The organism is Nocardioides sp. zg-DK7169, from assembly GCF_013155365.1.
Lineage (GTDB): Bacteria > Actinomycetota > Actinomycetes > Propionibacteriales > Nocardioidaceae > Nocardioides.
Genome location: NZ_JABJRA010000004.1, coordinates 168,173 through 186,045, shown reverse-complemented (window position 1 = coordinate 186,045; position 17,873 = coordinate 168,173). Strand labels below are relative to the sequence as shown.

Sequence of the window (17,873 nt, the reverse complement as noted above, 5' to 3'; positions counted from 1 at the left end):
TCACTCCCCCTGCAGGAGCAGGGCGACCTGCTCGCTCATGATGCCGCCGTTGCCGGTGACGAAGGCGGTGTGGCAGTCCGCGACCTGGGCGCGCTCCGCGCGGCCCATCACCTGGCGCGCGGCGTCGACCACGTGGTGCATGCCGCCGGCCATGCCGGCCTGGCCGTAGGACAGCTGGCCGCCGGCGGTGTTGACCGGGAGGTCGCCGCGGAAGGTGAGGTCGTGCTCGGTCACCCACTGCATGCCCTTGCCCTTGGGGCAGAAGCCGGCGTCCTCCAGGCTCATCAGCACCGTGATCGTGTAGCAGTCGTAGATCGAGGCCATGTCGACGTCGGACCGCTCCAGCCCGGCCATCGCGAACGCCCGGTCCGCCGCGCGGGCGATCGGGGTCCGCACCAGGTCCTCGGCGTACGTCGGGGTCTTGAACGCGACGTGCTCGCCGAAGCCGGTGATCCGCACCGGCCGGTTCCGCGAGCGTCGGGCGAGGTCGGCGTTGGCCACGAGCACCGCGGCGCCGCCCTGCACCCGCATCACCACCTCGAGCATGTGGATCGGGTCGGCGATCACCGGGCTGGCCAGCACATCCTCGACGCTCAGCGGCTTGTCGTGGAAGACCGCGCCGGGGTGCGCCGCGGCGTTGGTGCGCTGGTCGACGGCGATCTTGGCGGTGGCCCGCGGGTCGTAGCCGAACTCCGCGGCGTAGCGCTGCGCGATCTGGGCGTACGGCGCGTTCTGCCCGACGTTGCCGTAGGGGATCTCGAACTCCGCCTGGGGCGAGCCGTACTTGCCGCTCGAGGCGCCGTACCAGGGCGGGGTCCCCGGGGCGCCCGCCCGCGAGGAGCGCGGCAGGATCATCGAGCCCGGCACCACGCACAGCACCGCGTCGCAGATGCCGAGCTCGACGGCGGCGGCCGCGCGCCAGACCATGCCGGCCGAGGTGGCGCCGCCGAGGTCGACGCGCTCGCCGAAGTCGAGGGGCAGGCCGAGGTACTCCGACAGCGTCGCCGGGGCGAACATGTCCGACTCCTGCACACCGTGGGTGACCAGGCCGTTGACCACCGAGGCGGGCAGCCCGGCGTCGTCGAGGACCATCCGGGCCAACCGGGCGTACTGGTCGAGGGTGAACGTCGCGGGACCGCTCTGCTTCTTCTCCGCCGGCAGCTCGGCGATGCCGACGATCGCGGCCTCGCCGCGCAGGCCGCTCATCCGGCGTCCCCGCGCAGCGGCAGCGAGACGGTCGCGCTGCCGGGCATCAGGACGTCGTCGCCGCGGCGCCCGGCGACCTCGAGCTCGACCAGGCCGCGACCCTCCTCCACGCGGGTGCCGGTGACCCGGCCGCCGAAGGAGAGCGTCTGCCCGGGGAAGGCGACGGCGCGGTTCTGCGCCGAGAAGCCCACCAGCCGGCCGGCGCCGCCGATCCAGTCGGTGACCGCGCGGGCCAGGAGCGCGGACTGCAGCGGGCCCTGGACGAGCACGTCGTCGTAGCCCTCGCGGTCGCGGGCCCACTCCTTGTCGTAGTGGATGCGGTGGCCGTTGTAGGTCGCCGCGCTGAAGAAGAACATCTGGGTCTCGTCGACCACGATCTCGAGGACCGGGAGCTCCTCGCCCACCGCGACGTCCTCGAAGTGCAGCTGCTCCGCCGTCGTCTCCGGGCTGGTTCCTGTGCTCATTCCCGCGCTCACTCCTGTGCTCCTCACGGGCGCGCGATCATCGAGGTGGTGGCCTCGGCCACCAGCTCGTCGCGCTGGTCGGTGTAGGTCGTGCGCCAGGTGACGAGCACGAACGGGCCGCTGCGGCCCTGCTTCTGCACGATCGACTCGACGCGGCGCTCCATCGTCACGACGTCGCCGTGCCCGCAGTAGCGGTGGAACGTCGTGCTCTCCCCGCCCGCCATCCGCCGCGGGGCGTCCGGGAAGGCGAGGTCGCCCGAGGACGCCCCCGAGGAGCCGTCGGCGCGCAGCCGGTCGAGGGGGGTGACGCCCAGGACGGCGTACTGCAGGTAGAGCGGCGGGGCGACGACGTCGTCGAAGCCGTGCGCGCGGGCGTGGTCGGTGTCGAACCACAGCGGGTTGTCCTCCCCCACCGCGACCGCCCACCGCTGCCAGTCGCGGCGGATCACCTCGCCGCTGGCGCGGGCGACGACCGCCCCCACCTGGGCCGCGGCCTCGGCCGGGACCAGGTCGGGGACCTGCTCGGGCTCCTGCGTCTGCTGGGTCATGGGTTTCCTCTCAGGCCAGCTGGTGGTCGGTGACCAGACCGCGGGCGACCAGGTCGTCGTACTCCTCCCGGGACCAGCCCAGGACGCTCAGGTACACGTGCTCGTTGTCCTCGCCGAAGCCCGGGACGGGGCGACCGAACGCGAGGTCCAGGTCGTCGCTGCGCCACGGGTGCCCCGGGTAGCGGTGGGTGCCGACCGCGGGGTGGCTGCGCTCGCGCCACCAGCCGCGCTCCTCGAGGTGGGCATCGGTGAGCAGCTGCGGCTCGCTCACCACCTCCGCCGCCGGTACGCCGGCGCGCTGGAGGGTCTCCACGACGTCCTCGGCCTCGCGTCCGGCGCACCACGCGGCGATGGCCGCGCGGATGTCGGCGCTGCGGTCGCGGCGCACGGCGCCGTCGGCCTCCGGGCCCGGCAGGCGGGGGTCGTCGGTCAGCCCGGGCACGGTGAGCAGGCCGCGCCAGTCACGGTCGTCGCGGACGGTGACCGCCACCCAGCGGTCCTCGCCGAGCACCGGGACCACGTCCTGCACCGCCCACGGGTCGGCGTTGCCGAGCACCGGCGGGTCGCGGTGGTTGAGCTGGTGGTCGAGGAAGAGCTCGCCGACCTCGGCCATCACGTTCTCGGCCTGGGCGAACTCCACCAGCCCGCCGCGGCCGGTGGCCTCGCGGTCCCAGAGCGCGGCCAGCACGGCGAACCCGACGCCGGCCGGTGCGGCCTCGTCCATGTGGTAGTTCTCGCCGGCCGAGTCGGGGTCCTCGCCCTCGTAGCCGTCCATCGCCGCGATGCCGACCAGGCTGTTGAAGTTCGGGCCGTAGCCGAGGTAGTCGCTCATCGGCCCGGTCATGCCGAGCGGCGGCATCCGCACCACGACGAGGCGGGGGTTCACCTCGAGCAGCCGCTCGTGGCCGATCCCGAGCTTCTCCAGCACGCCGTTGGAGTTGTTCTCGACCAGCACGTCGCTGACCCGGACCAGGTCGAGGAACGCGCGGTGGCCCTCGGGGGTGTCCAGGTTCATGCAGGCCGACAGCTTGTTGCGCGCGTGCCAGTTGAACAGCGCCGAGCGGTCGTAGGGGCGAGCGCCGGGATCCTTGTCGGGGTAGGTGCCGCCGTGGTAGCCGGTCTTCTCGAACGACGCCTTGGTGACCTTGGCCGAGACCTGCCGGCTGACCCGGTCGTTGCCCTCCACGCGGATCACCTCCGCGCCGAGGTCGCCCAGCAGCGCGGTCGCGCCGGGCCCGGACCACACGACGGTCAGGTCGACGACGCGGATCCCCGACAGCGGCAGGTCCTCACGCGTGCTCATGCGAGCACCTCCTGGGTGGGCTCGGTGGGCTCGGTGGGCTCGGTGGGCTCGGTCGGCTCGGTGGGTCCGGTGGGTCCGGTGGGGGCGGCGGCCTCGGCGCGCACCTCGGCGCCGTGCTGGTCCAGCAGCGGGGCCGTCGCCCGCAGGGCGTAGCCGCGCTCCATGCGCCACGGCGCCCCGGCGTACTCCAGCCGCCCGGCGCGGGGGTGGTCCCCGGCGACGAACGCGCCGCGCTCGCGGAAGTGCGGGTGGGCGAGCACCTCGGAGACCGAGAGATAGGCGGTCACCGGGATGCGGGCCGCCTCGGCCGCCTCCATCACCGCGACCTTGGGGCGGGCCTCGATCCACTGCGCGATGTGGGCCAGGAACTCCTCCCGGTCGGTCCCGGACACCGTCTGGCGGTCCAGGAACCGCTCGCGGAAGCCGGGGTCCTCGGCGCCGACGAGGTGGACGAAGCGGTTCCAGAACGCCTGATTGGTCACGTAGACCATCACGAACCCGTCGGCCGCGCGGAACGGCCCGGTGAAGGTGGCGCCGTGCCGGTGCGGGCTGCGCGCGCCGCGGGGCGCGGTGATGCCGGAGTACGACGCGGAGAGCAGGTACGACGCGCGCCGGTCGGCGCCGGCGAGCAGCACCTCCTGGCCGGACACGTCGATCGTGGCCCCGCGGCCGGTGCGCCGGGCGCCCAGCACCGCGGCGAGCGTGGCCTGCCCGGCGCTGCGCCCGACCGTGTAGTGCTCGAGCAGGCCGGGCTTGCGCAGCGGCTCCCGGTCGGCCTGGCCGGTGGCGTGCATCGGACCGCCGGCCGCCTGGAGCACCAGGCCACTGGCCTCGTGGTCGCGGCGCGGGCCGGTCTGGCCGAACGCGCTGATCCGGGTGACGACCAGCCGCGGGTTGGCCGCGCGCAGCACGTCGGGGGCCAGGCCGAGGCGCTCGAGGTGGCCGGGGCGGAAGGACTCCACGACCGCGTGCGCCTCGCGCACCAGCCCGAGCAGCACCTCGCGGTCGGCGGGGTCGTGCAGGTCGAGGGCGACGGAGCGCTTGTTGGTGTTGAGGTGCAGGAACAGCGCGCTGCGCTCGGGGTCGGGGCTGTCGTCGGGGAACGGGCCCCAGCGCCGGGTCAGGCTGCCCTCGCCGGGCTTCTCGACCTTGACCACGTCGGCGCCGAAGTCGGCGAAGAGCTTGGTGGCGTACTCCCCCGCGACCCAGCGCGACAGGTCGATCACCCGCACGCCGGAGAGCACCTGCTCAGCCACGACCGACCTCCTCCTCGAGCCAGCGGCCGGCGACGTCGGGACCGCCGCCCAGCGCGCCGAGCAGGCGGGCCCGCTCGGACCACAGGTGCAGGTCGGTCTCGACGACGTAGCCCATGCCGCCGTGCAGCTGGTGCGCGTCGAGCGTGGCGCGCCGGTACGCCGTGGCGGCGTGGACCACCGCGATCGCCGTCTCGCGGACCGCGGGCCGGCCGCGGCCGTGCCAGAAGACCGCACTGCGGGCGGCCAGCCGGGCGCCCTGCACCGCGATGTGGATGTCGGCCACGAGGTGCTGGGCGGCCTGGAAGGACGCGATCGGCCGGCCGAACTGCTCACGGCCGCGGACGTGGGCGACGGTGCGCTCGAGCACCGCCTCCGCCCCGCCGGCCATGTCGACGCACTGCAGCGCGCGCACCAGCAGGGAGATCCGGCGCACCCGGTCGGCGGCGAGGCCGTCGCCTCCCGGACCGGCGAGGACGTCGGCGGCGGGGACGATCACGTGGTCGAGGTCCAGCTGCTGGAGCCGGTCGCCGTCGCTGGTGGGCAGGGCGGTGAGCGTGGCGCCCGCGGCCCGCGGGTCCAGCAGCAGCGCGACCAGCCGGTCCGGCTCGCCGTACGACGTGAGGGTGGCGGTGGCGAGCACCCGGTCGGCGAGGTCGGCGTCGAGGACGTGGTCAAGGCGTCCGCTCACGGCCAGGCTGCCGTCGCCCAGCCGCTCGGCGCGCAACGCGGGTCGCACGTCGGCGGCGTCGTAGGGGCTGGCCAGGGAGACGGCGCCGCGCAGCTCGCCGCGGCACAGCGGGCCGAGCACCCGCGCCTGCTGCTCGGCGTCGCCCAGCTCCGCGACCGCGAGGCCGAGGTGGAGGGTGCTGAGCACGACGGTGGGGCACAGCGCCCGGCCGGCCTCGGCGTAGAGGACCGCGAGGTCGTCGAGCGTGCCGCCGGCGCCGCCCACCTCCTCGACGAACGGCAGCGCGAGGACCTCCGCGGCGACCAGGGCGGCCCAGAGCTTCTCGGGGACCCGGTCGGTGCCGGGCTCGCGCAGCGAGCGCACCAGCTCGGGCGGGCAGTGCGTGGTGAGCAGCTCTCGCAGGCTGGCGGCGAGGTCGCGCTCCTGGGTGGTGACGACGAGCTTCACGAGATCCTCTCTCAGCGTCCGTAGGACGGCATGGCGTGGCCGCGCTGGGCGATGACGTCGCGCAGCACCTCGTTGGTGCCGGCGCCGAAGCGCAGCAGCGGGGCGATGCGGTAGAGCCGCTCGAAGCGGCCGTCGTCGGGAGCGGCGGAGGTGCGGTGGCCGAGCAGGCCGTCGGGGCCGAGCAGGTCGAGCGCGACCTCGGCGATGCGCTGGCGCAGCTCGCTGGTGAAGACCTTCTCGACGCTCACCTCGATGCTGGGGATGACGCCCTCGCCGAGCAGCGAGGCGGCCTCGAAGCCCATCAGCGTCGCCACCTCGACGTCGGCGTCCAGCAGTGCGAGCCGGTGGCGCACCGTCGGGTCGTGCGCCGGCACCGAGCCGTCGCGCCGGGGACTGCGCGCGAGCTCCAGGAGGTCGTCGACGGCCCGGCGCAGGTCGCCGGCGTTGGTGAGGGCGCCGCGCTCGAGGTCGAGCGCGCCGGTGATGTAGCGCCACCCCTGGTTGACCTCGCCGACCAGGTTGGTCGCGGGCACCCGGACGTCGTCGAAGAAGGCCTCGTTGGTGCGGTAGCCCGACCAGGCGGTGAGCGGGCGGATGGTGACCCCGGGGTGGTCGATCGGGACGATGATCACCGAGATGCCGCGGTGCTTGGGGGCGTCGGGGTCGGTGCGCACGCAGAGCCACTCGTGGGTGGAGCGCTGCGCGCCGCTGTTCCAGGTCTTGGCGCCGTTGATCACCCACGCGCCGTCCTCCATCGTGCCCTCGAGGACGGCGCGGGTGCGCAGGCTGGCCAGGTCGGTGCCGGCCCCGGGCTCGGAGTAGCCGACGGCGCAGACCATCTCGCCGCGCGCGATCGGCGGGAGGAACTCCGCCTTGTTGCGCTCGGTGCCGTGGCGCATGATCATCGGCGCGACCGAGGTGACGGTGAGGTCCGGGCCGGGGACGCCCCAGTACTCGAACTCGCTCACCAGCAGGTGCTGGTGCACCGGGCCGAGCCCCAGGCCGCCGTGCTCGACGGGCCAGTTGAGGCCGAACCAGCCCTTCTCGCCGATCTTGCGGCGAAAGGCCATCAGCTCCCCGTCGCGCTTCTCGAGGTCGTGCTCGGCCAGCTCGGCGCGCAGCGCCGGGGTGACGTGCTCGCGCAGGAACGCCCGGACCTCCTCACGCCACGCTCGCTGGTCGCTGTCGAGCTCGAAGTCCACCGGCGGGTCACCCTTCGTCCGTCTGATCCGAACTATGTCTGTTCGGCATATGTCCTGCATGCGCAGTCAACGACATCGAGGTGGTGGTGTCAACGGCCCGTCCCACCGCCGGTCCGGACGCGTCGCTCGAGCTCGTCGAGACCCGCTGGTCGCACGAGGCCACGTTGCTCGAGCCTGTCGAGACGCCTCGGGCGAGAGGGACGAGCGGTCCGGCGTCAGCCCGCGGAAGGCGACATCGGCGAGGGCGCCGGCGGCAGGTCGCTGACCCGGCCGGTCCACCGCGGAGCGCGGCGCTCCTTGACGGCGCGTCCGCCCTCGCGGACGTCGTCGTGGGCCATCAGTCGGCGGTGCCAGGCGGTCTCGAGGCGCTCCACCTCGGCGGCGTCGAGGTCGAACGACGACCAGAGCAGCTGCTTGCTGGCCGCGACCGACTGCGGGGCGGTGTGGACGGCGACCTCGCGCGCCCATTCCTGGGCGGCGGGCAGCACCTCGTCGGCGGCGAGCACCCGGCTGCCCAGCCCCAGCTCGAGCGCGCGATGCCCGTCGAAGGTGGCCCCGGAGAGCAGCACCTCCGCGGCCCGGGAGACGCCGATCATCCGGGGCAGCACCCAGTGCGACCACGCGTCGCCGAGCACGCCCAGGCGCGCCTGCACCACGCCGTACCGGGCGTCGGCGGCGAGGAAGCGCACGTCGCACTGCAGCGCCAGGGTCAACCCGATGCCGAGCGCGTGGCCGTTGACCGCGGCGACCACCGGCTTGCGGACGGCGAAGGCCGGGAACCGCACACCGGCGGCGCTGAACCCCACGTCGGTGCCGGCGAAGGTGCCCTCTCCCCCACTGAGGTCGGCGCCGGCGCAGAACGCGGGCGGCGTGCCGGTCAGCACCACCGCGCGGACCTCGTCGTCGGCGTCGCAGCGGGCGTACGCCGCGGCCAGCTCGCGGCCGGTGGCGGCGTCGAAGGCGTTGCGCTTCTCGGGCGCGTGCAGGGTCAGGGTGGCGACCCCGTCGGCGACGTCGACGAGGACGGTGGCCGCGCTCACGGGAGGTACCCCGTGTGCACGACCGGCTCGGGCCGCGGGTGCGGGCGCGCCAGGCGCAGCCCGGCCAGCAGCGCGTTGCGCAGCTCGCGCGGGTCGATCACCTCGTCGTACGTCGCGCTCGCGGCGAGGCGCCACGGGCCGCCCGCCTCGTTGGCGAGCAGTGCCTCGCGGGTCTCGGCGTCGGCGCCGGAGGTGGCGCCGCCGACCGCGGCCGGGATGCCGCCGAGGACCGCACCGGGGAAGGCCAGCGAGACGGTCTGGCCGCCGAAGGCGTTCTGGCCCATCACCGAGCTGCCGAAGCCGAAGGCCTTGCGGACGGTGACGTGGAGCTTCGGGACGTCCGCGCGGTGCTGGGCGGCGAACATCCGGGCGGCCGCGCGCAGAATTCCTGCGCGCTCGGAGGCGCTCCCGGCGAGCACGCCGGGGTTGTCGGCGAGCTGCACCAGCGGGAGGTGGAAGGCGGCGGCGCGCTCGACGAAGCGGGCGCCCTTCTCCGCGGCGGCGACGTCGATGGCGCCGGCGAGCACGTCGGGCTGGTTGGCGACCACGGCGACCGGGCGGCCGCCGAGCCGGGCGAGCGCGGTGATCAGCGAGCGGCCGTGGCGGGCCCCGACCTCGAGCAGCGAGCCGTCGTCGACCAGCTCCTCGAGCAGCAGGTGCATGTCGTAGGGACGGCGCGGGTTGGGCGGGACCACGTCGAGCACCCGCTCCAGGCGCCGTTCACCGGTGTCCGGGCCGGCGGCCGTCGGCGGATGCTCCCAGGCGTTCGTCGGGAGGTAGGACAGCCAGCGCCGCACCGCGCGCAGGCCGGCGTGCACGTCGGCTGCCACCTCGTGCACGACGCCGCTGGCCTCGGCGTGCACCGCGGCGCCGCCGAGCTCCTCCTTGGTCACCACCTCGCCGAGCGAGGCCTTCACCAGCGGCGGGCCGGCGGTGAACAGCGAGCCGTCGCCCTCGACGAGCACCACGTGGTCCGCGAGCGGCGCCGCGAGGGCGCCGTGCCCGGCGGAGGGGCCGGTGACCACGACCGCGGTCGGGACCAGGCCGGCCAGCTCGACCAGGGCCTGGAGGTCGTTGGGCGCGGGGCGGTGGACGGCGAGGGCGTTGGTGGCGCGGTGGCCCGCGCCCTCCAGCACCAGGACGAGCGGCACCCGCTCCTGGCGGGCCAGCGCGGCGAGGCGGGCGCGCTTGGTGGCCCCGGCCGTTCCGATCGAGCCGCCGGCGACCGTGAAGTCCTCCACGCCCACCAGCACCGGGCGGCCGTCGACCAGCCCGGAGCCGGCGACGAACGCGTCCGCCGGGGTGGACCCGTCGCCGGCGAGGGTGCCGAGCTCGGTGAAGCTGCCCGGGTCGAGCAGGGCCGCCACCCGGGCACGCGCGTCGAGGCGACCGGCACGGCGTACCCGGTCCAGCTTCTCCGGGCCCCCCATCTCGCGCGCGGCGGCCCGCCGGCGCTCGAGGTCGGCCAGCAGCGGCTCCCACTCGTCGCGGTGCCCGGTCGGGCTCATGACACCCGCACCTCGCGCCGCATCACCTTGCCGGTCGCGTTGCGCGGCAGCGGCTCGGTCGTGAGCGTCCAGCGGGTCGGCACCTTGTAGCGCGCGATCAGTGACTGCACGTGCTCGCGCAGGTCCTCGGCGGTCGTGCTCGCGCCCTCGTCGAGGACGACGACGGCCGCCACCTCCTCGCCCCAGTCGGGGTGCTCGACGCCGAGCACGATGCTCTCGCGCACGACCGGGTGGGCGTCCAGCGCGTTCTCCACCTCGGCCGGGTAGACGTTCTCGCCGCCGCGCAGGATCAGGTCCGAGCGCCGGCTGGAGATGCGCAGCTGCCCGTCGTGCATCGTGCCGAGGTCCCCGGTGCGGAAGAAGCCGTCCGCAGTCGTGACCGCTGCCGTGGCCTCCGGGTCTCGCCAGTAGCCGGTCATCACCAGCGGGCCGCGCAGGCAGACCTCCCCCTCGACGCCGTCGGGCACCGTGCGGTTCTCGGCGTCGCGCACCTCGACCTCCATGGTCGGCACCGGCCGCCCCACGGTCTCGGGGTCCGCGACCAGGTCGGCGGCGCTGGCCAGGGTGGCGGCACTGGAGGACTCGGTGAGCCCGTACGTCGTACCGAGGGCGCGGCCGGCGACCGGCAGCACCTCGCGGACCCGCTGCTTGAGCGTCGGCGCGGACGGCGCGCTGTTGACCGTGAAGGTGCGCAGCGAGGACAGGTCGTACGCGTCCAGGCCGTGCTTCTCGGCGTGCTCGACCAGGCGGCTGGCCATGGTCGGCACGGCGCCCCAGTTGGTGACCCGCTCGGCCTCGACGAGGCGCAGCACCCGGTCGATGTCGAACTTGCCCTGGTGGATGACGGCGGTGTCGCCGACCGCGAGGCGGATCACGGCGATGTTGTGCAGCGCGGCGATGTGGAACAGCGGGGTCGCGAGCAGCCAGCGGCGCGGCGGCGGCGCCATGCCGAGCTCGGTGGCCACGGCGTCGTTGAGCAGGTGGAACCAGACGGCCGCGACCACGTTGCGGTGCGAGTGGGTGGCGCCCTTGGGCCGGCCGGTGGTGCCACTGGTGAACAGCACGACGGCGGGGTCGTCCTCCTCCACCAGGGCGTCGAGGTCGGCAGGCAGCGACGCTCCGGCGTACCGCTCGAGGAGCGCCGGGACGTCCTCCTCGACGGAGAGCACGGGCATTCCGGCATCACCGACGAGCGCACGGCGGGGGCCGTCCGCGATCAGCACGGTCGGCTCGGTGCGCTCGAGGCCGTAGTGGATCTCCGGCCCGGCCCACAGCGAGTTCATGCCCACCACCACGGCGCCGAGGGCCTGGGCGGCCCAGAACGCGACGATCCACTCCGGGGAGTTCGCGGCGCAGATCGCGACCCGGTCGCCGCGGCCGACGCCGTGCTCGGTGCGCAGCGCCTCGGCCAGGGCCGCGACGGCGTCGAGGTGCTGGGCGAAGGTCATCCGGGAGCGCTCGGTGACGAGGTACTCCGTGTCGCCGTGCCGCGCCGAGTCGAGCAGCAGCCGGCCCAGGCTGTGCTGGCGGCCGGCGAAGACCTGGAGCTTCTGCCCGCGGACGTCCTCGGTGCGGATCTCGAAGGGCTGGCCGGGTGCCGTGAGCCGCGCGAGGGCCTCGTCTCGGGCGCTCATCGGCGCCGGCTCCGCTCGCTCGGGACGTGCGGGGTACGGACGGCGTCCGCGGTGACGGGGGTAGGCATGCTGGCTCCTCGGGGCGGGCTCGGAGGCTCGGACGCTAGCCGCGACCCGCATCACACGGCGAGGGCTTCCCGCTCACCGAAAAATGCCTGGCCCTCACCGCGACGGCGCGAACAGCGCCACCGCGACCTCGGCCCCCTCGGGTCCGGCGGCGAGGCCGGTGACCTCGGCGACGTCCTCGAAGGACACCAGGCTCCCCGCCGGGAGCGGACGCTCCGCCGCGACGAGCGCGCCGGCGAGCACCACGGCGTACCCCGCCTGCCCGGCCGGAAGGTCGCCGAGACCCAGCCTCTCGCCGACGGCCAGGCGTACGCCGTAGGCCCGCGCGCCGCGGCCGGTGCCGCCCAGCTCGACCGGTCCGGCCCCCGTGACGACCCGCCCGTCGAGGACGACCGTGAAGTGCTCACCGCGGCCCGCCAGGCGGCGTCGCTTCTCCCGTTCCTCCGGCATGTAGTTGATGCCGGTGGTCGGGTCGCGGCGCAGGGTCAGGTAGGAGATCCCGACCCCCGGCTCGGACCGGATCGGGCCATAGGAGGTGTAGGCGTCGGTGTAGTGCACGACGCCGGGGGCCGCGTCCTCGCGCCCGATCGAGCCGCCGCCGGCGAGGACCACCTGGAACTGGTCGACCTCGTGGAAGTGCGCGCGCAGCTCCGGGGCCAGCTGCTCGACCAGGTAGGCCTGCTCGCCGGGCTCCTTCGCGGTGTGGGCGCCGAGGTAGTCGCTCATGACGTAGCCGGCCCCGTCCGGGCCGTAGGTCGCGGAGTCGGTCTGGTCGGGCGTGATCGCGCGCATCCTCCTGTGTGGCACAGGACACGTCGTCGGCGCCCTGCACGGTCCCGGCCAGCGGAACCGTGCCGGGGGCCTTCCCCGCGCCGGTAGCGTGCCGGTCGTGAGTCGTCGAGGCAGGGTCGCCGCCGTCGACGTGCGCGTCGCGGTGGTCACCGGCGCGCTGGTGCTTCTCGCCCTGGTCGTGCTCGTCGTGGTCTCGACGGTCGCACCCGAGGCCGGGGTGGTCCGGCCGGTGCCGTCGACGACGGCGTGGGTGCTCGGCGCGGTGACGCTGCTGCTCCAGGCGACCGCGCTGCTGTGGCGTCGTACGGCGCCGCGGGCCGTGCTGCTCGCGACCGCTCTCGGGATGCTGCTGTGCGGGCTCGCGGGCCTCGGGGACGCGATCGGCCTGGCGCAGCCGGCGGTGCTGGTCGCCGCCTACACGCTCGGGGTCACGGCGCCGCTCTCGCGGACCTGGTCCGCGTTCGTGCTGGCCGCGCTGATCGCGGGTGCCGGCTCGGTGGCGAGCGGCGTGCGCGGCGACGAGCCGCTCGGGCTCTCCGTGGGTCTCGGCCTGCTCCAGGGCGTCTCGACGGTCGGCGTACCGCTGGTCGTGGCGGTCGTGGTGGCCGCGCGGCGCGAGATCCGCTCGGCGCGCGAGAGCCGGACCGCGGCGCTGGAGCGCGAGCACGGCGCACTGGTGCAGGCCGCGGTCGCCCGCGAGCGCACCGCGATGGCGCGCGAGCTGCACGACATCGCCGCCCACCACCTCTCCGGGATCGCCGTGATGACCGCGGCGATCGGCACCCAGATCGACTCCGACCCGGCCGGCGCCAAGGCCGCGGTCGCCCAGGTGCGCCAGCAGAGCACCGCGGTGCTGCGCGACCTGCGCAGCCTGGTCGGCCTGCTGCGCGAGGACGACGCCGGGGCGGGCGGCCCCGACCGGGTGCGCCCGGAGTCGCTGGCGGGCATCACCGCGCTGGTCGAGGACCTCACGACCGCCGGCCGCGACGTCGGGCTGACCGTGCTGAGCGGCGGACACCCGCTCGGCGACGGCGTCGGCCCACTGGCCCAGCTCGCGGCGTACCGGATGGCGCAGGAGGCGCTGGCCAACGCCGCGCGGCACGCGCCCGGGGCGCGCGCCGAGGTCGTCCTCGACGACCGCGACCCCTACGGCGTGCTGGTGACGGTGCGCAACGAGCGCTCCCCGCGCTCCGGCAGCGAGCAGGGGCGCGACGGCTTCGGGATCCTCGGGATGCGCGAGCGCGCCGAGCTCACCGGCGCAGCCCTCGTCGTCGGCCCCACGGCCGACGGCGGCTGGGAGGTCGCCCTGCGGGTGCCGCGCGACCGCCTCGAACGGGCTGGGCAGGCCGAGCAGCCCGGACGGACAGGGCAGACAACCGGGGAGGACGCATGATCCGGGTCGTGGTCGCCGACGACCAGCCGCTGGTCCGCGCAGGGTTGCGCACCCTGCTCGACGCCGAGCGCGACCTCGAGGTGGTCGCGGTCGCGACCGACGGGCGCGAGGCGGTCGAGGCCGCGCGCACGCTGCGCCCCGACGTGGTCTGCATGGACATCCGGATGCCCGGCCAGGACGGCATCAGCGCCACCCGCGAGCTCTGCGGTCCCGGGGTCGAGGACCCGGTGCCGGTGCTGGTGCTGACCACCTTCGACATCGACGAGTACCTCTTCGGCGCGCTCGAGGCCGGCGCCTCCGGCTTCCTGCTCAAGGACGCCGAGCCCGAGGTGCTGGTCGCCGCGGTCCGCTCCGTCGCCCGCGGCAACGGCACGCTCGACGACGCGCTCACCAAGCGGGTGCTGCGCGAGGTGGTCACCCGCCGCGAGATCGTGCCGGTCACCGCCGGCCGCGCCTCCGAGCTGCTCACCGCGCGCGAGCACGACATCCTGCTGCTGCTCGCCCAGGGGCTCTCCAACGACGAGATCGCCGCGGAGCTGGTGCTGGAGACCTCCACGGTGAAGTCGCACCTGGCCCGGATGATGCCCAAGCTCGGGGTCCGCTCGCGGCTCCAGGCCGCGGTCTGGGCCTACCAGAACAAGGTCGTCGCGGTCCCCGACTGAGGCCCCCCGGCCCTCGCGGCCGACCCCGGACGAGGCGCTTGCATCGAAGGATGCAACCTCGTGATCTCCCTCCCGCGCCGCTCGTGGCGGGCCGCCGGAATTCCTAGGTTCGTGGGTGTCCCCCACCTGCGACCGAGGAAGCCCGATGACCCCCTCACCGACCGACCAGACCACCCGTCCGCGCCCCGCCGGCACGACCACGGCCGCGCTCCGGCTCCTCGACGTACGCAAGCAGTACGCCGGGGCGCCGGAGCCGGTCCCCGCCCTGCGCGGGGTCTCGCTGACCCTGGACACCGGCTCCTTCACCGCCGTGATGGGCCCCTCGGGCTCCGGCAAGTCCACGCTCCTGCACTGCGCTGCGGGCCTCGACGTCCCCACGAGCGGGCGGGTCGTCGTCGGCGAGCGCGACATCAGCGCCCTGTCGCCCGACGCGCTGACCCGGTTCCGCCGCGACCACATCGGCTTCGTCTTCCAGGCCTACAACCTCGTCCCCCACCTCAGCGTGGCCGACAACGTCCAGCTGCCGGCGATGCTGGCCGGGCGCGAGCCCGACCTGCACTGGCAGGCCGAGCTCCTGGAGGCGGTCGGGCTCACCGGGATGGAGCAGCGCCGCCCGGGCGAGCTCTCCGGCGGCCAGGCGCAGCGGGTCGCGATCGCGCGGGCCCTCTTCGCCCGCCCGACGGTGGTGTTCGCCGACGAGCCCACCGGCGCCCTCGACGCCCGCACCGGGGCCGCGGTCCTGACGCTCCTGCGCGACACCGCCCGCGACCTCGGCCAGACGGTCGTCATGGTGACCCACGACGCCCAGGTGGCCGCGACCGCCGAGCAGGTGCTGTTCCTCTCCGACGGCCGCCTGGTCGACCACCTCCTCGACCCGACGGCGCAGACGGTCGCCGACCGCATGCTGGGCCTGGAGCAGTGAGCGCCATGAGCACCTCGAGCACCTCGAGCACACGGCGTGCCAGCTGGCGGCTCGCCCGCTCCGGCGCCCTGGCGCACCTGCCGGGCCTGGTCGCACCGTTCCTGGTGGTGGCCCTGGCCGGGGTCCTGGTCTCGGGCACCGGCGTGCTCGTCGAGTCCGGGCTCCGCTCCCCCGGCGACGCCGGCTTCCTCGTCGCCCTGGCCCTCTCCTTCAGCGGCACCGCGCTGCTGCTGGTGGTCTTCGTGATCGCCGCGACCGTGTCGCTCGCGCTGCGCCAGCGCGAGCGCGACTTCGCGCTGCTGCGCGCGGTCGGTGCGACCCGCGGACAGGTCCGCGGCCTGGTCGCCCGCGAGATCGGGCTGGTGGCCGGGATCGCGGCACCGCTGGGGGCCGTCGTCGGCCTCGTCGCGGTGCGTCGGCTGACCCCGGCACTGACCGGTGCCGGGATGGTCGACCCGGGCTTCGAGATGACCCTCTCCCCGTGGCCGGTGCTGGCCGCGACCCTCTTCCTGCTGCCGGTGGCCCACCTCGCCGCCCGGCTGGCGACCCGCGGCACGCTGCGCACCTCCCCCACCGCGGCCGTCGCCCGGAGCACCGTCGAGCCCGCCGGCATCGGCCGGGTCCGCCGCACCGCCGCCGTCGCGGTGGCCGTCGCCGGCCTGGGCTCCGCGTTCAGCCCGCTGGTCGTGCCGGGCACCATCGGGGTCGCGACCGCGGCGGTCTCGGCGTTCCTGCTCGTCGGCGCGGCTGCGCTCGGCGGCCCCGTGCTGGTCGGGTGGCTCCTCGACCGGACCGGTCGCCGCGGAGGCCCGGCCACCCGGCTGGCGCTGGCGAACACCCGCGGCTTCTCCCGGCGCCTCACGACAGTCGTCGTACCGCTGGCGCTGGCGCTGGGCGTCGGCACCGTGCAGGCCACCATCGACGACACGGTCGCGACCGCCGGCGCCGCGCAGCTCGCGGACGGGCTGCACGCCGACCTCGTCGTCACCGGCGAGGGCAGCAGCATCGACGAGGGAGCGCTCGACACGCTCGCCGCGGTGCCGGGCGTCGACACGGCGGTCCCGCTGGCCGCGGTGCCCGCGCAGGTGCGGACCGACGACGAGAGCGGCTGGCTCGGAGCGCTCGGCTGGGAGCCGCTGCAGGTGCGCGCCCTTCCCGCGCAGGGTGTCGACGGCACCCTGGACCCCGACGTCGTCGAGGGCGACCTGGCCGCCCTGAGCGGCCCCGAGGGCCTCGACACCGTGGCGGTCAGCCGCGACGCGCGCCTCGACACCGGCAAGGGCGTCGGCGAGCGGATCGCGATCCGCTGGGACGGGGCCGACCTCGCCTGGGCGACGGTGGTCGCCGTCTACGACCGCGGCCTGGGCTTCGGCGACTACCTCGTCGGCAGTGACACCCCCGCCGCGCACGGCGCCGCCGTGCCGACCGACACGGTGCTGCTGCGCACCGACGACGCGAGCGCCGCCTCGGCCCTCACCGACGCGGCCACCGGCCTCGGGCTCACCGCGAGCGGGGAGGAGGAGTACGTCGCCTCCGCGATGGCCGCCGGCGACTCGGCCCGCGACCTCTCGGCCGTGATGCTGCTCCTGCTGCTGGTCTTCGTGGGCGTGGCAGCCGCCAACGCCCTGGTCCTGGCCACCGCCGGGCGACGCGAGGAGCTGGTGCTGCTCTGGCGCACCGGCGCGACCCGGCGCCAGCTGCTGGCGATGGCCGCGGTCGAGGCGCTGGTCACCGGCGCCGTGGCGTGGCTGATCGGGACCCTCACCATCGTCCCCGCGGTCCTGGGCGTCAGCGCCGGGCTGCTCGGACCCGCGGTGCCGGCGCTCGCCCTCACGACGTACGCCGTCCTGAGCGCCACGGTGTTCCTGATCCCGCTGCTCACGGTCGTCCCGGTGGTCGCGCGGAGCGCGGCGGGTCCCCGTCGACCCCGCGCCACGACAGCGTCAGTCGGCCCGGTCCTGGCGGGCTGAGGCGAGGAAGGCGAGGAACTCCGCCGCGGTCTCCTCGGCGACGGCGTCCGTGCCCGGGTCGCCGTCGCCGAGCTCGTCGATCTCGACCGAGAACCCCTCCATCACCCGGTCGAGGTCGGCGGCCGTCGCGGCGGCCGCGCGCAGGCCGTCGCTGAGCTCGCGCGGCACCGCCTTGTCGTACTTGTAGAAGATCTTGTGCTCGAGGCTGGCCCAGAAGTCCTGCGCGATGGTGCGGAACTGGACCTCGACCGGGACCGGCACGGTCTCCCCCGACAGGAACACCGGCACCTCGACGATGGCGTGCAGCGCGCGGTAGCCGCTCGGCTTGGGCGCCGCGACGTAGTCCTTGAGCTCGAGCAGCCGGATGTCGCTCTGTCCGCAGAGCATCTCCTGCACCCGATAGACGTCGCTGGTGAAGCTGCACACCACCCGGACGCCGGCGATGTCGCGGATCGCGGCGCGCAGCTCGTCCAGGTCGGGCCCGAGGCCCAGCCGGCGGGCCTTCGCGATCACGCTCTCCGGGGTCTTCAGCCGGCTGACGACGTGCTCGATCGGGTTGTAGCGGTGGAGCAGGCGGAACTCGCCCCGCAGGATCGAGACCTTGGTCTCGATCTCCTGGATCGCGAACTCGTAGGTCGCCATGAAGCGGGTCAGCTCGCGACGGGCCGAGCCGAGCGTGGTCAGCACCTCGGACAGCTCCAGCGGAGGTGTCGCGTCCGGCTCCGGCCCAGGTTCGTCGCCCACCAGCGCAGGCTACGCCGGGCGCCCCGAC

16 protein-coding genes are annotated in these 17,873 nt (G+C 75.1%); 4 read left to right on the top strand and 12 right to left on the bottom strand.

From position 1 onward, the window contains the following. The 11 genes from HOQ23_RS07895 to HOQ23_RS07845 form a co-directional block, all read right to left on the bottom strand. The gene (locus HOQ23_RS07895; RefSeq protein ID WP_172213520.1) at positions 1-1,206 is read right to left on the bottom strand and encodes a thiolase family protein; all 1,206 of its coding nucleotides are present in this window, start codon (positions 1,204-1,206) and stop codon (positions 1-3) included. Next, the gene (locus HOQ23_RS07890) at positions 1,203-1,670 is read right to left on the bottom strand and encodes a MaoC family dehydratase (RefSeq protein ID WP_172213518.1); all 468 of its coding nucleotides are present in this window, start codon (positions 1,668-1,670) and stop codon (positions 1,203-1,205) included. Before HOQ23_RS07890 ends, HOQ23_RS07895 begins: the two co-directional genes overlap by 4 nt. A 23-nt stretch (positions 1,671-1,693) precedes the next feature. Next, positions 1,694-2,218, bottom strand: a complete 525-nt coding sequence (locus tag HOQ23_RS07885) for a MaoC family dehydratase N-terminal domain-containing protein (RefSeq protein ID WP_172213516.1) — start codon at positions 2,216-2,218, stop codon at positions 1,694-1,696. A gap of 10 nt (positions 2,219-2,228) precedes the next feature. Next, complete coding sequence (locus tag HOQ23_RS07880; protein ID WP_172213514.1) at positions 2,229-3,521, bottom strand: CaiB/BaiF CoA-transferase family protein; 1,293 nt, start codon at positions 3,519-3,521, stop codon at positions 2,229-2,231. Beyond that, positions 3,518-4,777 carry a CoA transferase gene (locus HOQ23_RS07875; RefSeq protein ID WP_172213512.1) on the bottom strand — a complete coding sequence of 420 codons (1,260 nt, stop codon included), beginning with the start codon at positions 4,775-4,777 and terminating at the stop codon, positions 3,518-3,520. Before HOQ23_RS07875 ends, HOQ23_RS07880 begins: the two co-directional genes overlap by 4 nt. After that, positions 4,770-5,912, bottom strand: a complete 1,143-nt coding sequence (locus tag HOQ23_RS07870; protein WP_172213510.1) for an acyl-CoA dehydrogenase family protein — start codon at positions 5,910-5,912, stop codon at positions 4,770-4,772. The genes HOQ23_RS07875 and HOQ23_RS07870 overlap by 8 nt, the downstream gene beginning before the upstream one ends. An 11-nt stretch (positions 5,913-5,923) precedes the next feature. Then, on the bottom strand, positions 5,924-7,114 hold the full coding sequence (locus tag HOQ23_RS07865) for an acyl-CoA dehydrogenase family protein (protein ID WP_172213508.1): 1,191 nt from the start codon (positions 7,112-7,114) through the stop codon (positions 5,924-5,926). A 215-nt stretch (positions 7,115-7,329) separates the two neighbouring features. Beyond that, entirely contained in the window at positions 7,330-8,154 is an 825-nt protein-coding gene (locus HOQ23_RS07860) for an enoyl-CoA hydratase-related protein (protein WP_172213506.1), read from the bottom strand. Then, entirely contained in the window at positions 8,151-9,662 is a 1,512-nt protein-coding gene (locus HOQ23_RS07855) for an acyl-CoA carboxylase subunit beta (RefSeq protein ID WP_216653903.1), read from the bottom strand. Before HOQ23_RS07855 ends, HOQ23_RS07860 begins: the two co-directional genes overlap by 4 nt. Continuing rightward, positions 9,659-11,296: a class I adenylate-forming enzyme family protein gene (locus HOQ23_RS07850; RefSeq protein ID WP_172213504.1), complete on the bottom strand. Its 1,638-nt coding sequence runs from the start codon at positions 11,294-11,296 to the stop codon at positions 9,659-9,661. The genes HOQ23_RS07855 and HOQ23_RS07850 overlap by 4 nt, the downstream gene beginning before the upstream one ends. A 162-nt stretch (positions 11,297-11,458) precedes the next feature. Further along, complete coding sequence (locus HOQ23_RS07845; RefSeq protein ID WP_172213502.1) at positions 11,459-12,154, bottom strand: hypothetical protein; 696 nt, start codon at positions 12,152-12,154, stop codon at positions 11,459-11,461. Between the two features lie 97 nt (positions 12,155-12,251). Between HOQ23_RS07845 and HOQ23_RS21490 the strand changes: the two genes are divergently transcribed. From HOQ23_RS21490 to HOQ23_RS07825, 4 genes are all read left to right on the top strand, one after another. After that, positions 12,252-13,547: a histidine kinase gene (locus tag HOQ23_RS21490; protein ID WP_172213500.1), complete on the top strand. Its 1,296-nt coding sequence runs from the start codon at positions 12,252-12,254 to the stop codon at positions 13,545-13,547. Continuing rightward, positions 13,544-14,209 carry a response regulator transcription factor gene (locus tag HOQ23_RS07835; RefSeq protein ID WP_172213498.1) on the top strand — a complete coding sequence of 222 codons (666 nt, stop codon included), beginning with the start codon at positions 13,544-13,546 and terminating at the stop codon, positions 14,207-14,209. The genes HOQ23_RS21490 and HOQ23_RS07835 overlap by 4 nt, the downstream gene beginning before the upstream one ends. Before the next feature lie 145 nt (positions 14,210-14,354). Next, positions 14,355-15,131: an ABC transporter ATP-binding protein gene (locus HOQ23_RS07830; RefSeq protein WP_172213496.1), complete on the top strand. Its 777-nt coding sequence runs from the start codon at positions 14,355-14,357 to the stop codon at positions 15,129-15,131. Between the two features lie 5 nt (positions 15,132-15,136). Next, positions 15,137-17,101: an FtsX-like permease family protein gene (locus HOQ23_RS07825; RefSeq protein WP_172213494.1), complete on the top strand. Its 1,965-nt coding sequence runs from the start codon at positions 15,137-15,139 to the stop codon at positions 17,099-17,101. Here the strand turns inward: HOQ23_RS07825 and HOQ23_RS07820 are convergent. Further along, complete coding sequence (locus tag HOQ23_RS07820) at positions 17,075-17,845, bottom strand: GTP pyrophosphokinase family protein (RefSeq protein ID WP_367650422.1); 771 nt, start codon at positions 17,843-17,845, stop codon at positions 17,075-17,077. The two genes, HOQ23_RS07825 and HOQ23_RS07820, sit on opposite strands and share 27 nt — an antisense overlap. Between the last annotated feature and the right edge of the window lie 28 nt (positions 17,846-17,873).

What these genes read in the sequence shown, in the direction of transcription:
- HOQ23_RS07880 (WP_172213514.1), bottom strand. Translation starts at nt 3,521, where the DNA reads ATGAGCACGCGTGAGGACCTGCCGCTGTCGGGGATCCGCGTCGTCGAC.
- HOQ23_RS07845 (WP_172213502.1), bottom strand. Translation starts at nt 12,154, where the DNA reads ATGCGCGCGATCACGCCCGACCAGACCGACTCCGCGACCTACGGCCCG.
- HOQ23_RS07885 (WP_172213516.1), bottom strand. Translation starts at nt 2,218, where the DNA reads ATGACCCAGCAGACGCAGGAGCCCGAGCAGGTCCCCGACCTGGTCCCG.
- HOQ23_RS07850 (WP_172213504.1), bottom strand. Translation starts at nt 11,296, where the DNA reads ATGAGCGCCCGAGACGAGGCCCTCGCGCGGCTCACGGCACCCGGCCAG.
- HOQ23_RS07855 (WP_216653903.1), bottom strand. Translation starts at nt 9,662, where the DNA reads ATGAGCCCGACCGGGCACCGCGACGAGTGGGAGCCGCTGCTGGCCGAC.
- HOQ23_RS07835 (WP_172213498.1), top strand. Translation starts at nt 13,544, where the DNA reads ATGATCCGGGTCGTGGTCGCCGACGACCAGCCGCTGGTCCGCGCAGGG.
- HOQ23_RS07825 (WP_172213494.1), top strand. Translation starts at nt 15,137, where the DNA reads ATGAGCACCTCGAGCACCTCGAGCACACGGCGTGCCAGCTGGCGGCTC.
- HOQ23_RS07890 (WP_172213518.1), bottom strand. Translation starts at nt 1,670, where the DNA reads ATGAGCACAGGAACCAGCCCGGAGACGACGGCGGAGCAGCTGCACTTC.
- HOQ23_RS07895 (WP_172213520.1), bottom strand. Translation starts at nt 1,206, where the DNA reads ATGAGCGGCCTGCGCGGCGAGGCCGCGATCGTCGGCATCGCCGAGCTG.
- HOQ23_RS07830 (WP_172213496.1), top strand. Translation starts at nt 14,355, where the DNA reads ATGACCCCCTCACCGACCGACCAGACCACCCGTCCGCGCCCCGCCGGC.